Genomic DNA, 13,993 nt, shown 5'->3' on the forward strand with positions numbered 1-13,993 from the left:
CTAATTTAAATCCTCTTCGATTGGCTTCGCTGGGTATCGAAATGGTACCGGACCATCCGCATGCCCCATTAAAAACTGTTGGACCATAGGATCCGGATTCTCTGTTAATTCTTGCGGTGAACCGGATGCTATTATACGTCCATCGGCAAGTAAATAAACTTGGTCAGCAATGCTCATCACCTCTGGTACATCATGAGATACTACGATAGAGGTTAATCCTAACGCTTGATTTAAACTTCTAATCAACTGAACCAATACTCCCATCGTTATTGGGTCTTGTCCTACAAACGGTTCATCGTACATGATCAGTTCAGGGTCAAGGGCGATCGCTCTGGCCAGTGCAGCCCTACGAGCCATGCCACCAGACAGTTCACTCGGCATTAATTCTTCCGCTCCGCGAAGCCCAACCGCTTCAAGTTTAAGAGTAACAAGTGTGTTGATTAACTCTTCAGACAATTGTGTGTGTTCACGTAAAGGGAAGGCGACGTTATCGAATACGTTAAGATCCGTAAATAGAGCGCCAGATTGAAATAGCATGCTCATTTTTTTTCGTGCCTGGTAAAGCTGATTTCTTCTCAGACTAGGAATATTTTGGTTATCAAACCAAATTTCACCTGATTCGGGTAAAATCTGACCACCAATAAGTCGTAACAATGTCGTTTTACCAATACCAGACGGACCCATAATTGCTGTAATCTTCCCTTCGGGCACGGTCAGATTAACATTATCAAATATCGTTCGGTCTCCCCGGCTAAAGGTAAGATTTTTTATTATCACAAAATCTTTTACTGACATAATCTCACTTTTCTAATTGGCTGATACTGTTAAAGCTATCAATTTAAACGATATAATATCGACAATCTTGGTTAAGATACATAAGATTCAGATTCTAACCCTATTTCGACTAGAATTAGTACTCTTTCTAGGCGTATAATTCATGAATTGAGCTAAGGAATGCCCTGATTTGACTTTTGTAACTGAAAAGCGGGAAAACATTCCCACATCAAATTCTTCAAAATTAAACTTCCCTTTTAAATCGCTGAAAGTAAAATTAGCGGCCACTTGTTTAATAGTGCAATTTTGTAGGAATCATCATGCTTGAAGCTGTTATTTTTCTCGTAGTGGGTTTAGTCTTTTTAGTCTGGAGTGCCGATAAGCTCGTTTTTGGTGCGGCAGCTTTAGCTAAAAACATTGGGATATCTCCACTTGTTATCGGTATGACCATATTGGCAATGGGCTCTTCGGCTCCAGAAATGATGGTCTCCGCCACAGCTTCTTTGGCAGGAAAATCCGACACAGCTGTCGGTAATGTTTTGGGGTCTAATATCGCCAATATTGCTCTAATACTCGGTATTACTGCATTAGTTAAACCACTTTCTATTAGTTCTGGCGTTATTCGTCGTGAACTTCCTCTTATGATTATAGTCACTCTATTAGCCGGTGTTATTCTTTGGGATAGCCACTTGGGTTTTTACGAAGGTGTACTGTTATTCGTGCTTTTCGGAGCATTTATAATTGCGATGCTCCGAATTAGCCATAAAGAGAAGCGCAATGGTGATTCATTTATAGAAGACCAAGAATCCGAAATACCCGATGGGGTGAGTAATATCAAAGCCGGTATGTGGGTTGTTATTGGCTTAGTTATACTCCCTATTGCTGCTGATACCTTAGTCGACAACGCGGTCGTTATTGCAAAATATTTCGGCATGAGCGATTTGATTATTGGTTTAACTATCATTGCGATAGGTACTAGCCTACCAGAATTAGCCGCTTCCCTTGCCGGGGTATTAAAAGGGGAAGACGATATGGCCGTTGGTAATATCATCGGTTCTAATGTCTTTAACATATTGGCAGTGATGGGTATTCCGGGAATCCTAAACCCATCTATATTGAGTGAACATGCTATGGCGAGAGACTTTTGGGTCATGCTAGCAGTTTCACTCTTATTGGTACTTTTTGCACTAGGCAAGTCACGCAGTATCAACCGTATAGAAGCGGGCATACTGCTTATTTGTTTTATTAGTTACCAGGTTTATCTATTTACAAATATGAACGCATAACTAAAACGTTGCTATTCACTGAACAGGAGTTTTTTTATACATGTCCACGTTTGACTATAAAAGTGCCGCTAAAAAAGTACTCGATACTGAAGTTGCAGGCCTTCAACAATTAGTTCAATACTTCAATGATGACTTCTGCTCAGCATGTGACTTGATCCTTAATAATAAAGGCAAAGTTGTTGTCATGGGGATGGGAAAATCTGGACATATAGGAAACAAGATAGCCGCAACGTTAGCAAGTACAGGCACCTCTGCATTTTTCGTTCACCCCGGAGAAGCCGCGCATGGTGACTTGGGAATGATAGAGCCAACTGATATCGTTATCGCCATATCTAACTCCGGAGAATCTTCCGAACTACTGTCTCTTTTTCCTGTATTGAAACGACTGAACATAAAACTCATCAGTATGACTGGCAAACCACAATCAACCATGGCAAAACTGTCGGATATTCATCTACAGATCAGCGTGCCAGAAGAAGCGTGCCCACTAGGTCAAGCGCCAACAAGCAGCACAACAGCTACACTTGTTATGGGCGATGCCTTAGCGGTGTCTTTACTTCAAGCGAGAGGCTTTACCTCTGAAGACTTTGCACTGTCCCACCCGGGCGGAGCGCTGGGAAGAAAACTGCTTCTTAAGCTTAAGGATATTATGCGCACTGGAGAAAATATGCCGAAAGTTAGCGAATCAGCCTTAATTAGAGATGCGCTAATTGAGATATCTCAAAAAGGATTAGGCATGACAGCCATTGTTAACCAGTCCGACAAAGTCTTGGGTATCTTTACTGATGGTGATTTAAGACGGTTACTGGATGAGCAAGTTGATGTTTATTCGACCAAAATTGGTGATGTCATGACGAAAAACCCGACAATGGCGGCGCCTAATATGCTTGCAGTGGAAGGTGTCAATATGATGCAAGCAAAACAAATTACCAGCTTGTTGTTATGTGAAGACGAAATATTAGTAGGGGCACTTAACATGCATGATTTATTAAAAGCAGGAGTAATGTAGTGCCAAATTTGTCAGAAAACGATCTTGTGAACACCATTTATGGCCCGGTATCAAAAGATATTATCGCCATTGCAAAAGGAATTAAGCTACTCATCTGTGACGTTGATGGCGTATTTTCTGACGGCTTGATTTACATGGGTAATCAAGGAGAAGAGATGAAGACCTTCCATACTCGCGATGGATATGGTGTGAAGTCGCTTATGAATGCTGGAATCGAAATCGCGATAATTACTGGTCGAAAATCACAAATCGTCGAAAATAGGATGAAGGCTTTGGGTATAAACCTCATCTATCAAGGACAAGACGACAAAGTTAAGGCTTATAAGGATATCTGTTCTAAAATTAATGTCTTACCTGAATCTACTGGCTACATCGGCGATGACCTTATCGATTGGCCAGTAATGGAAAAAGTAGCGCTCAAAGTTTGTGTTGCAGATGGTCATCCACTACTTGCAAGACGTGCAAACTATGTCACTCATATCAAGGGTGGTCATGGAGCAGTACGCGAAGTATGCGATCTAATATTGGAAGCAAGAGACGAGTTAGACGTGCATAAAGGTTTGAGTATATGAGTATTTCTCGCGTTCTTTACACCATGGTTTTTATAGTAGCGGCGTACTCAGCTTACTACTTGTTTGGTGCAAGAAACGTAGAAGTAGTTCAGGTTGTCCCCGATATTGAAGTGCCAGCGCTTAGCGGTCGAAATGTCGATAATTCAAATTACAACGATTCTGGTACCAGAAGCTATCGAATTACCTCTAATTATCTAGACCATTATGCGGTAAGTGGCGACACCAGATTTGAGTACCCAGTTCTTTATATTTATAAAGACGGTGAAATCCAAGAATGGGAAGTCACGGCTGACCGTGGCATTTTAAATAAGGATCACGTCCTCACTTTATACGATAACGTCCTAGCTAAAAATTTATTACCTGATGCTGGTTTTGATACCATGGCAACAGACAGACTTTCTATTCACTTAGATAATAGAGATTTTTGGGCAGACAACCCGGTGTTATTAGTCGGCCCAGCATTTGAAAACAAAGGACAAGCGATGAAAGGTAATTTTGGAAAAAACATCGCCACTCTGTTCAACCATGTACAAGGTAGATATGAAACTCTCACACCTTAGTCTTATCGCTTGTTTGCTTGCGACAAGTAACGCTTATGCGCTTAAGTCTGATTCGGATCAGCCTATTTATATAGACTCAGACACTCAGAACCTTGATATGAAAAGTAATACCGTTACTTTTACAGGGGACGTAAAACTCAAGCAAGGCAGCATAAACATCAACGCTGACAAACTTATCGTCATCCGTAATCCAGTGGATGGATCATTAAGAGAGATTGAAGGTTATGGAAATCCTGCAACATTTTCTCAGTTGACTGATGATGGGAAAACATTAAACGGGCAATCTAAAGAGCTCTATTACAATGTTAATGATGACAAATTAATAATGATTACTGATGCCATACTGTCTCAAGATGAAAGTATTATAAAGGGAAACAAAATCACCTATAAAATTGGCTCGCAAAAACTCACCGCAGATAGTGGTGCAGGTGAACGAGTAAAAACCGTCCTTCAACCAACACAAACGACTAAGCAATAATATGGCAATATTAAAAGCAGAGCATTTAGCCAAGAGCTATAAGAATCGAAAAGTCGTTGCCGATGTGAGCTTGACCGTAGAGTCAGGACAGATCGTTGGTTTACTCGGCCCAAACGGTGCAGGTAAAACAACCTCCTTTTATATGATTGTTGGACTTGTCGCACGTGATGAAGGAAGAATCATGATTGATGATAACGACATTAGTATTCTTCCTATGCACAGTCGATCACGTATGGGGATAGGGTACCTCCCCCAAGAAGCATCCATATTTCGAAAACTGTCGGTTGAAGACAATATTATGGCCGTTCTAGAAACTCGAAAAGAACTGAGCCGTGAAGACAGACAAGACAGAATGGAAGATCTGTTGGATGAGTTTAATATCCAACACATCAGAAAAAGTGCGGGAATGGCTTTGTCAGGAGGCGAACGTCGGCGAGTTGAGATAGCCAGAGCCCTAGCCGCCAATCCGGAGTTCATCTTGTTAGATGAACCATTCGCAGGGGTTGACCCCATATCCGTCATCGACATTAAAAAAATCATAGAGCATTTACGAGACAGAGGCCTAGGTGTACTTATCACTGATCACAATGTTCGCGAAACACTCGACGTATGTGAGAAAGCTTACATAGTAAGTCAAGGCCATCTCATTGCAGAAGGGACACCAGATCAAGTTCTCAACAATGAACAGGTGAAACAGGTTTATCTCGGGGAGCAATTCCGTCTATGATTAAAGTAATAAAGAAAATGGATTTATTTGGTGTTTAATTTTAAGCGCCAAAAATAAGAACAAGGCTCTAAATACTGGATGAAACCATCATTACAACTCAAGCTTGGCCAACAACTTGCTATGACGCCCCAGTTGCAGCAAGCCATTCGCTTGTTGCAATTATCGACTTTAGACTTGCAGCAAGAGATCCAAGAAGCTTTAGAATCTAACCCTTTACTCGACGTTGATGAAGGCCCTGAAGAAGCGACGATTACTGATAACAATGAAAAAGCCAAAGATGACTCGTCTACAGAGGTCGCGGTCGAAGTATCAAGCGAACCTGAAGTTCCAGACAGCTCTGAAGTTATTGAAAAATCGGAAATTTCTGACGACTTAGAAATGGATGCGTCATGGGATGACGTTTATAGTGCGAACACGGGTAGTACCGGTATAGCACTCGATGACGACATGCCTGTTTACCAAGGTGAAACCACTCAAAGCCTTCAAGATTACCTATTATGGCAACTCGATTTAACTCCATTTTCAGAAACTGACCAAACGATTGCAACCGCGATCATCGACGCTGTTGATAACTATGGGTACCTCACCGTTTCTGTGGAAGAAATCCTAGAAAGCGTCAGTAGCGAAGACGTCGAATTGGATGAAGTTGAAGCGGTATTAAAACGAGTCCAACAGTTTGACCCATTAGGCGTCGCCTCTCGTAACCTTCAAGAATGTTTGCTGCTTCAGCTCGTCACGTATCCAGACGACACGCCTTGGTTAGCTGAAACAAAACTGATCTTAACCAATCATATCGACCAGTTGGGTAATCGCGATTACAAGCTAATCTTAAAAGAAAGTAAGCTAAAAGAAGACCAACTTCGCGAAATCATGCAATTGATTCAACAGCTTGATCCTCGCCCTGGTAGCTCGATCACACCAGATGAGACAGAATATGTCATTCCTGATGTTTCTGTTCTTAAAGATAAAGGCAAGTGGTCAGTCACGATAAACCCAGACAGCGTTCCAAGGCTGAAAGTAAATCAACAGTATGCCGCGATGGGCAAAGGCAATAGTGTCGATAGCCAATTTATTCGCAGTAATCTGCAAGAAGCAAAATGGTTAATCAAAAGTTTAGAGAGTCGCAATGAGACCTTATTAAAGGTTTCCCGCTGTATTGTTGAACACCAGCAAGACTTCTTCGAGTTTGGAGAAGAAGCAATGAAGCCAATGGTACTTAACGATATTGCCTTGGCTGTCGAGATGCATGAATCGACTATATCTAGGGTTACGACCCAGAAATTTATGCATACTCCAAGAGGTATTTTTGAACTCAAGTATTTTTTCTCAAGCCATGTAAGTACCGATAATGGTGGAGAATGTTCATCAACGGCAATTCGAGCATTAATTAAGAAGTTGGTCGCGGCAGAGAACGCGGCCAAACCACTAAGTGATAGCAAGATTGCCGCACTGTTAGCTGACCAAGGGATACAGGTAGCAAGACGAACCATAGCAAAATACCGAGAATCTTTGGGTATTTCCCCATCGAGTCAGCGTAAACGCCTACTCTAGGCATCGAAAATAAGGAAAGTCTATGCAAATCAATATTAAAGGACATCACGTTGAGATTACCGATTCAATGCAGGACTACGTAAATTCTAAATTTCAAAAATTAGAGCGTTTTTTCGAACATATAAATAATGTTCATGTGGTATTACGCGTAGAAAAAGTGCACCATATCGCAGAAGCAACACTACATGTCAGCCAAGGCGATATCCATGCGACAGCAGACGAAGAGTACATGTATGCTGCGATAGACTCTTTAGTCGATAAATTAGTACGTCAGTTAAACAAACATAAAGAAAAACTAAATAATCATTAACTATGCAAATTAGCCAAGTACTATCATTGGACTGCACTAAAAGTGCCGTCCAATGTACAAGCAAAAAACGCGCTTTAGAACTCATAAGCCAAATAGCAGCGGAACATACCGGAAAAAGTTCAAACGAACTATTTGAATGTATGCTCAACCGAGAAAAAATGGGTAGTACTGGAATTGGGAACGGGATAGCAATTCCACACGCTAGAATGATGGCGGCGGACGAAGCCGTTGCTATTCTTGTTCAGTGCAGCGAACCGATTGAGTTCGACTCTATTGATAATAAGCCCGTCGATCTGTTATTCGCCCTTCTTGTTCCTGATGCACAATGTAAAGAGCATCTAAAAACGCTTTCCTCAATGGCTGAGCGCCTAAGCAACAAACAGGTTCTAAAACAGCTCAGAGCAGCGCAAAGCGACAAAGAGCTTTTCGAGGTAATGATAAATAACGCATGAATGGTGTAACTCAACCGGATGATACTGCCCACTTAGTTATTATTAGTGGTCAATCTGGCGCAGGGAAAAGCGTCGCATTAAGAGTGCTTGAGGATCTAGGTTATTATACTGTTGATAACCTACCGATAGATTTACTCGACCAATTTATCAATTCGACGAAAAACAGTCGGCAAAATGTTGCCGTCAGCATTGATATTAGAAATCTGCCAAACAATCCAGATTTTTTCACCCAAAAACTAACAGAATTGAGAGAGTCGACCGAACTGACGCTCTTCTTTTTAGGTGCAAGCCCTACCTCTCTATTAAAACGATACAGCGAAACAAGGCGTATTCATCCTCTTTCACTTGGCAAAGATAAGCTCTCTCTTGATCAAGCCATTGAGAAAGAAAGCGTATTGCTAGAGTACGTAAAAGAACAGGCTGATCTAGTAATAGATAGTAGTGACCAATCTCTACACGATTTAAGTGAATTGGTTCGAATGAGAATCTTAGGCCGCGAGAGACAAGAACTGGTTATGGTATTTGAGTCTTTCGGCTTTAAGTATGGCTTACCTCATGATGCTGACTATATATTCGATGTTCGTTTCTTGCCCAATCCACACTGGGAGCCGGCGTTAAGATCGTTCACTGGTTTAGATAAACCCGTAATCGATTTCCTTAAAACTCAACATTCTGTCACTGAGCTAAAGCAAGACATACAACTGTTTATACAAAAATGGCTTCCATCTTTAGAGAAGAATAACCGAAGTTATCTTACCGTGGCGATTGGTTGTACTGGCGGGAAGCATCGTTCTGTCTTTATAACACAACAACTTGGTGAATATTTCAAAGCTCAAGGTAAGCAAGTACAGATCAGACATACCAGTATTGAAAAGCTCAGAGGGTAGATTATTGACTCAAAAATGCAGTAAAACCGTACTTATTCAAAATCGTTTAGGCCTACATGCGAGAGCCGCGGTCAAACTAGTTGAACTTGCCCAAAGTTATGATGCAGATATCTCAGTTAGTAATGAAGAAAATAAAGAAATGTCAGCCGACAGCGTCATGGGTTTAATCATGCTGGAGTCTTCACAAGGTCAATACGTCACTATTTCCGCCCGAGGTTCCGATGCCTCCATCGCTCTAGACGCAGTGTGTGAGTTAATCGAATCTAAATTTGAAGAAGATGAGTAGTCTATACTTTTCATACTCAATCAATTGCAATTATTCAAAAAATCCTACTTGGTAATAAGATCTTATTAAATAAGGGGTAAAATTAGGTTACTATTCAGAAATTGTAATCACTAACTCATGTGGGGGGAAGAAAATGGCGGAGCCGCAACAAGAACTCGATCAAGCCCAACAAGCTCACCAAACCCTACAAGAAGTCAGCGATGCACTCGACAGTGGTCGCTTTGTTCATGTCCGTCGTCAACTCCAAGACATGGAACCAGAAGACATTGCTCATCTTCTAGAATCCTCTCCACGAAAATCTCGAGATGTACTTTGGCAATTAACCGATCCTGAAGACTATGGTGAAATCCTTGACGAGCTAAATGAGGATGTGAAAGATGGTCTTGTATCCCAGATGGCGCCTGAAAAGCTTGCAGAAGCGACAGAAGGCATGGATACCGATGACTTAGCCTATGTGCTTCGAAGCCTGCCTGACAATGTGTCCAAAGAGATTCTGGACCAAATGGATATCTCTGACAGGTTTCGAGTAGAAACCGCTCTTGCCTATCCTGAAGATACCGCTGGTGGGATGATGAATACCGACGTAACCACTATTCGTGGAGACGTTGAACTAGACGTAGTATTACGCTATTTGCGCATGAAGGGCGAGCTCCCTGACGTCACTGACGCATTGTATGTCATCGATGAAGATAGCCGTCTTATTGGACACCTTTCTCTGACCACATTGATCACCACACAACCTGATGTTCAAGTCAGTGAAGTGATGGATGATGCCGATGAGGCGATTCCCGTCGATACAAGTGATTCCGATGTCGCAAGCTTATTTGAACGTCGTGACTGGGTATCAGCCCCTGTTGTCGATGAAAATCAACACCTTGTTGGTCGTATTACCATCGATGACGTAGTCGACATCATCCGTGAAGACGCTGAGCATTCAATGATGAGCTTGGCAGGTATGGATGATGACGAAGACACCTTTGCCCCTGTTTTTAAATCAACTAAACGACGAAGCGTATGGTTAGGTGCTAACGTACTTGCCGCACTCGCTGCTGCATCGGTTTCCAATATGTTTGAAGCCACGCTTGAACAAATGGCTGCTATCGCGGTATTAATGACAATAGTCCCTTCTATGGGGGGGGTGGCGGGAAACCAAACCGTTGCACTTGTTATTAGAGGTTTAGCGCTCGGCCATATCGGTGACAGTAATAAAAAAGAATTGCTGCTTAAAGAAGCGGCGATTGGTTTTTTAAACGGATTACTTTGGGCCTTCATTATTGGCGGAATAGTCGTGGTTTGGAAAGGTGATTGGTTGCTTGGTGGGATCATAGCGGCTGCAATGCTGACAAATTTAATTGTTGCTGGTATCGCTGGTGTGACTATCCCAATACTGCTTAAGAAAATGAAAATTGACCCAGCGTTAGCGGGTGGGATGGCACTGACTACCATCACTGATGTCATTGGTTTGTCTGTCTTTTTGGGCTTAGCTACTGTATTTATTTAGGTTAGGACCACATATTGATTCCAGTTACATAATGCCTAGAGTGAAAACCCTAGGCATTATCTATTAACTTTCTACTGCCTACTCCCCAGCCACTTTCATCGATTCAATCAAGATTGAACCTGTTTGAATCTGAGAACGTGTTTCAATGTCGGAACCGACAGCAACAATCTGTTTAAACATATCTTTTAGATTACCCGCGATAGTAATCTCAGATACTGGATATTGAATCTCACCATTTTCCACCCAGAACCCAGCGGCTCCGCGAGAATAATCGCCAGTCACAACATTCACACCCTGCCCCATCAACTCAGTAACAAGAAGCCCTGTTCCGAGTTCCTTTAGCATCTGTTGGAAATCTTGCCCTGTTGAGTTCACATACCAGTTATGAATACCACCAGCATGACCTGTAGGCGTCATATTTAGCTTTCGAGCAGAATAACTCGTCAACAGATAGGTAGCCAGTATTCCGTCAGTGATAATAGAACGGTCTTGAGTAAATACACCTTCACTATCAAATGGGCTAGAGGCCAGTCCTTTGAGGACGTGAGGCTTCTCTTCAATACTAAACCAATCCGGGAGAACCTTCGTTCCAAGGGCCTCTAGTAAGAATGAGGATTTCCGATATAAATTACCTCCACTAATCGCCATCACCAAATGGCCAATTAACCCAGTAGCAGCATCAGCTGCAAATAAGATAGGATATTTACCGGTCCCGATTTTGCGCGCATCTAGGCGAGCCAATGTTTTCTCTGACGAGCTTCTCCCCACCCTTTCTGGTGTCCATAAATCACCAACGGCGCGCGCTACGCTATAGTCGTAATCGCGCTCCATCACACCATTCTTTCCTTCACCAATCATGACACAACTAATGCTATGACGGCTGGAAGCATAGCTGGCGAGCAAACCATGGCTATTCCCGTAAACTTTTAAACCATAATGACTGTCATAACTTGCACCATCACTTTGTTTGATCTTGTCGCTGTACTCTAGCGCGGCAGTTTCCGCAGCGATCGCGATTTTAGCTGCTCTATCAGGATCAGGTTCGTCTGGATGAAAAAGATCTAAGTCTGGAATTTCTTTGACCATCAATTCTTTCGGCGCAGGACCAGAAAATGGGTCTTCGGATGTATACCTTGCAATATCAAGCGCCGCTTCAACCGTTTGTTGAATCGCTCTTTCACTTAAATCTGAGGTGGATGCACTACCTTTACATTGACCGCGGTAAACTGTAATACCTAATGCACCATCACTATTAAATTCAACATTTTCAACTTCACACATACGAGTCGATACACTAATACCCGTTGTCTTGGTAATAGCGACTTCAGCGGCATCCGCCGTACCTGTAGCAAGCTTAAGTGCTTTCTCAACAGCAAGTTCGAGCTCTATTTTTTGCTGGGCAATCTGTTGTTTAACATCCATAATTTTCGTTCTTTGTAGATTATCTTTGCTTAGAGTAACAAGCTTTTCACTTTCTCCCCATAATTCTTGCTAAAATAGTGTCATATCTCTCTAGATAACTGCGAGAATCTAACAAAATGGCAAGAAAAAACCAAAAAGCACCATGGGAAGAAGAAGAAGAAATCATCTGGGTAAGTAAGACCGAGATGAAAAATGATATGGAAGCGCTGCAAAAACTAGGAGTAGGGCTCGTTGGCTTAAAGTCCTCTGTATTAGAAAAATTCCCACTTCCAGAAGGGCTACTTACCGCAATAATTGACGCGCAACGTTTTAAGAACGAAGCCAAACGCCGTCAATTACAGTACATCGGTAAGTTAATGCGAACGATCGAGGTTGAGCCAATACAGGCCGCTTTGGACAAATATCTAAATAAACACTCTCAGGCAACCATTGAACTGCATAAGCTAGAACAGCTCAGAGACAAGTTAGTGGAGCAAGGCGACATTGTCCTCAATGAGATAATAGAAACCTACCCTAGCGCTGACAGGCAGCGTATGCGCCAACTTTACTTACAAGCAAAACGAGAAAAGAAAGCGAATAAACCACCAAAAGCCTACAGAGAGATCTTTCAGGTACTCAAAGAGTTGAAGGAATTAAAGGAAAAATCAGAATAATTCCGCAGTCAATCATTGGACTAGCATAGCTGTTAGTCCAAATTCACTCATCATCTACACCATTGGGTAACGGTTACTCCGTTCCACCAACAGTAATAGAATCTAATTTCAATGTTGGCTGCCCAACGCCAACTGGTACACTTTGGCCAGCCTTACCACACACACCGACACCTTTATCTAAAGACAGATCATTGCCGACCATAGAGACTTGCTGCATCGCTTCTATGCCAGAACCGATAAGCGTCGCGCCTTTTACAGGCCGAGTAATCTTACCATTCTCAATCAAATAAGCTTCCGACGTTGAGAAAACAAATTTCCCTGAGGTTATATCTACCTGACCACCACCAAAGTTTGGCGCATATATCCCTTTTTTCACCGTCGAGATGATCTCTTCTGGGGTATGTTCGCCTGGCAACATATAGGTATTGGTCATTCGGGGCATTGGCAAATGCGCATAAGATTCTCTGCGTCCATTACCCGTAGGATTAACGCCCATAAGGTGAGCATTGTGTTTGTCTTGGATATAGCCTTTAAGTACACCGCTTTCGATAAGTGTATTGTATTGCCCTGGAACACCTTCGTCATCAATGTTTAGTGAACCACGTCGATCCACCATGGTGCCATCATCAACAATAGTGCAGAGACCTGATGTGACTTTATCTCCGATTTTCCCAGAAAACACGGAAGAACCTTTGCGATTAAAGTCACCTTCTAATCCATGCCCTACTGCTTCATGTAGCAATACGCCGGGCCAACCACCACCCAATACAACTGGCATCGCACCAGCAGGTGCTGCATCGGCTTCTAAGTTAACTAAAGCCTGCCTTATTGCTTCATCTGCAAAGGTATAAGCCGCCTTCCTACCGTTATCATCTGAAATAAAATTGTCGTACCCATAACGACCACCACCACCAGAACTACCACGCTCTCTGCGGTCACCTTTAATGGCCAATACGCTAATAGAAAGTCTCACTAAAGGCCGTATGTCAGCGGCATAGGTACCATCCGTTGCAGCCACTAGAATTTGCTCATAGACACCACTCAGGCTAACCGAAACTTCCTGAACCAAAGGTTCTTTGGTTCGAATGTAGGCATCAAGTTCTTTTAGTAGATCAATTTTTTGCTGCTTTTCTAAACTTTCTAGCGGATTGACATCTGAATAGCTATGGCTATTAGAAGTACGACTAAAAGTTTTAACTTGCCCAGACTGACCTTGCTGTGCAATACCTTTCGCAGCCACAGCACTTTGCATTAGGCTATCTAATTGAATCTGATCAGAATAAGCAAAACCTGTTTTTTCTCCGGTGATGGCTCTAACCCCAACACCGCGGTCTATATTAAAGGACCCATCTTTAATAATGCGATCTTCCAATACTAAGGATTCATGCCAACTTGATTGAAAATAAATGTCGGCATAGTCAATCTGACGCGTAGCAATACTCGCTAGCGTATCCGCGATATTTTGTTCGGTTAAGCCAGAGGAGGTGAGTAAATCATTTTCTACACGATTAATGGTCATTTGTTG

General features: G+C 42.3%; 16 protein-coding genes. 13 read left to right on the forward strand and 3 right to left on the reverse strand.

Annotated elements, in window-relative coordinates; genetic code table 11:
- A complete protein-coding gene (mlaF, locus tag L3V77_RS15375) occupies nt 1–795 on the reverse strand; it encodes a phospholipid ABC transporter ATP-binding protein MlaF (protein WP_275134921.1) in 795 nt (264 codons plus the stop codon).
- Between the two features lie 299 nt (nt 796–1,094).
- Between mlaF and L3V77_RS15380 the strand changes: the two genes are divergently transcribed.
- The 12 genes from L3V77_RS15380 to mgtE all read left to right on the forward strand — a co-directional run bounded on the left by L3V77_RS15380 (nt 1,095) and on the right by mgtE (nt 10,393).
- Nucleotides 1,095–2,060, forward strand: coding sequence for a calcium/sodium antiporter (locus L3V77_RS15380; protein WP_275134922.1), 966 nt, complete (start codon nt 1,095–1,097; stop codon nt 2,058–2,060).
- Between the two features lie 40 nt (nt 2,061–2,100).
- Complete coding sequence (gene kdsD / locus L3V77_RS15385; RefSeq protein WP_275134923.1) at nt 2,101–3,069, forward strand: arabinose-5-phosphate isomerase KdsD; 969 nt, start codon at nt 2,101–2,103, stop codon at nt 3,067–3,069.
- Nucleotides 3,070–3,077: 8 nt separating this feature from the next.
- Entirely contained in the window at nt 3,078–3,641 is a 564-nt protein-coding gene (gene kdsC, locus L3V77_RS15390; RefSeq protein WP_275136791.1) for a 3-deoxy-manno-octulosonate-8-phosphatase KdsC, read from the forward strand.
- Nucleotides 3,638–4,201 (forward strand): LPS export ABC transporter periplasmic protein LptC, encoded by a 564-nt coding sequence (lptC, locus tag L3V77_RS15395; RefSeq protein WP_275134924.1) that lies wholly within the window; start codon nt 3,638–3,640, stop codon nt 4,199–4,201. Before kdsC ends, lptC begins: the two co-directional genes overlap by 4 nt.
- Nucleotides 4,182–4,679, forward strand: a complete 498-nt coding sequence (gene lptA, locus L3V77_RS15400; RefSeq protein ID WP_275134925.1) for a lipopolysaccharide transport periplasmic protein LptA — start codon at nt 4,182–4,184, stop codon at nt 4,677–4,679. The genes lptC and lptA overlap by 20 nt, the downstream gene beginning before the upstream one ends.
- A 1-nt stretch (nt 4,680) precedes the next feature.
- Nucleotides 4,681–5,406: an LPS export ABC transporter ATP-binding protein gene (gene lptB / locus L3V77_RS15405; protein ID WP_195704450.1), complete on the forward strand. Its 726-nt coding sequence runs from the start codon at nt 4,681–4,683 to the stop codon at nt 5,404–5,406.
- A gap of 78 nt (nt 5,407–5,484) precedes the next feature.
- The gene (locus L3V77_RS15410; protein WP_275134926.1) at nt 5,485–6,957 is read left to right on the forward strand and encodes an RNA polymerase factor sigma-54; all 1,473 of its coding nucleotides are present in this window, start codon (nt 5,485–5,487) and stop codon (nt 6,955–6,957) included.
- Between the two features lie 22 nt (nt 6,958–6,979).
- Complete coding sequence (hpf, locus tag L3V77_RS15415) at nt 6,980–7,267, forward strand: ribosome hibernation promoting factor (protein ID WP_275134927.1); 288 nt, start codon at nt 6,980–6,982, stop codon at nt 7,265–7,267.
- A gap of 2 nt (nt 7,268–7,269) precedes the next feature.
- On the forward strand, nt 7,270–7,719 hold the full coding sequence (gene ptsN, locus L3V77_RS15420; RefSeq protein WP_275134928.1) for a PTS IIA-like nitrogen regulatory protein PtsN: 450 nt from the start codon (nt 7,270–7,272) through the stop codon (nt 7,717–7,719).
- On the forward strand, nt 7,716–8,606 hold the full coding sequence (rapZ, locus tag L3V77_RS15425) for an RNase adapter RapZ (protein WP_275134929.1): 891 nt from the start codon (nt 7,716–7,718) through the stop codon (nt 8,604–8,606). The genes ptsN and rapZ overlap by 4 nt, the downstream gene beginning before the upstream one ends.
- 4 nt (nt 8,607–8,610) lie before the next feature.
- The gene (locus L3V77_RS15430) at nt 8,611–8,892 is read left to right on the forward strand and encodes an HPr family phosphocarrier protein (RefSeq protein WP_275134930.1); all 282 of its coding nucleotides are present in this window, start codon (nt 8,611–8,613) and stop codon (nt 8,890–8,892) included.
- Between the two features lie 133 nt (nt 8,893–9,025).
- The gene (gene mgtE, locus L3V77_RS15435; RefSeq protein ID WP_275134931.1) at nt 9,026–10,393 is read left to right on the forward strand and encodes a magnesium transporter; all 1,368 of its coding nucleotides are present in this window, start codon (nt 9,026–9,028) and stop codon (nt 10,391–10,393) included.
- Nucleotides 10,394–10,471: 78 nt separating this feature from the next.
- On the opposite strand, the gene pmbA is transcribed toward mgtE, so the two are convergent.
- On the reverse strand, nt 10,472–11,815 hold the full coding sequence (gene pmbA, locus L3V77_RS15440) for a metalloprotease PmbA (RefSeq protein WP_275134932.1): 1,344 nt from the start codon (nt 11,813–11,815) through the stop codon (nt 10,472–10,474).
- A gap of 116 nt (nt 11,816–11,931) precedes the next feature.
- On the opposite strand from pmbA, the gene yjgA reads away from it, so the two are divergent.
- Complete coding sequence (gene yjgA, locus L3V77_RS15445) at nt 11,932–12,468, forward strand: ribosome biogenesis factor YjgA (protein WP_275134933.1); 537 nt, start codon at nt 11,932–11,934, stop codon at nt 12,466–12,468.
- Between the two features lie 73 nt (nt 12,469–12,541).
- Here the strand turns inward: yjgA and tldD are convergent, their stop codons facing one another.
- Nucleotides 12,542–13,987, reverse strand: coding sequence for a metalloprotease TldD (gene tldD / locus L3V77_RS15450; protein ID WP_275134934.1), 1,446 nt, complete (start codon nt 13,985–13,987; stop codon nt 12,542–12,544).
- Between the last annotated feature and the right edge of the window lie 6 nt (nt 13,988–13,993).

Source organism: Vibrio sp. DW001, from assembly GCF_029016285.1.
Lineage (GTDB): Bacteria > Pseudomonadota > Gammaproteobacteria > Enterobacterales > Vibrionaceae > Vibrio.

What these genes read in the sequence shown, in the direction of transcription:
- yjgA (WP_275134933.1), top strand. Translation starts at nt 11,932, where the DNA reads ATGGCAAGAAAAAACCAAAAAGCACCATGGGAAGAAGAAGAAGAAATC.
- kdsD (WP_275134923.1), top strand. Translation starts at nt 2,101, where the DNA reads ATGTCCACGTTTGACTATAAAAGTGCCGCTAAAAAAGTACTCGATACT.
- hpf (WP_275134927.1), top strand. Translation starts at nt 6,980, where the DNA reads ATGCAAATCAATATTAAAGGACATCACGTTGAGATTACCGATTCAATG.
- rapZ (WP_275134929.1), top strand. Translation starts at nt 7,716, where the DNA reads ATGAATGGTGTAACTCAACCGGATGATACTGCCCACTTAGTTATTATT.
- mgtE (WP_275134931.1), top strand. Translation starts at nt 9,026, where the DNA reads ATGGCGGAGCCGCAACAAGAACTCGATCAAGCCCAACAAGCTCACCAA.
- L3V77_RS15380 (WP_275134922.1), top strand. Translation starts at nt 1,095, where the DNA reads ATGCTTGAAGCTGTTATTTTTCTCGTAGTGGGTTTAGTCTTTTTAGTC.
- lptC (WP_275134924.1), top strand. Translation starts at nt 3,638, where the DNA reads ATGAGTATTTCTCGCGTTCTTTACACCATGGTTTTTATAGTAGCGGCG.
- lptA (WP_275134925.1), top strand. Translation starts at nt 4,182, where the DNA reads ATGAAACTCTCACACCTTAGTCTTATCGCTTGTTTGCTTGCGACAAGT.
- pmbA (WP_275134932.1), bottom strand. Translation starts at nt 11,815, where the DNA reads ATGGATGTTAAACAACAGATTGCCCAGCAAAAAATAGAGCTCGAACTT.
- ptsN (WP_275134928.1), top strand. Translation starts at nt 7,270, where the DNA reads ATGCAAATTAGCCAAGTACTATCATTGGACTGCACTAAAAGTGCCGTC.
- mlaF (WP_275134921.1), bottom strand. Translation starts at nt 795, where the DNA reads ATGTCAGTAAAAGATTTTGTGATAATAAAAAATCTTACCTTTAGCCGG.
- lptB (WP_195704450.1), top strand. Translation starts at nt 4,681, where the DNA reads ATGGCAATATTAAAAGCAGAGCATTTAGCCAAGAGCTATAAGAATCGA.
- L3V77_RS15410 (WP_275134926.1), top strand. Translation starts at nt 5,485, where the DNA reads ATGAAACCATCATTACAACTCAAGCTTGGCCAACAACTTGCTATGACG.
- tldD (WP_275134934.1), bottom strand. Translation starts at nt 13,987, where the DNA reads ATGACCATTAATCGTGTAGAAAATGATTTACTCACCTCCTCTGGCTTA.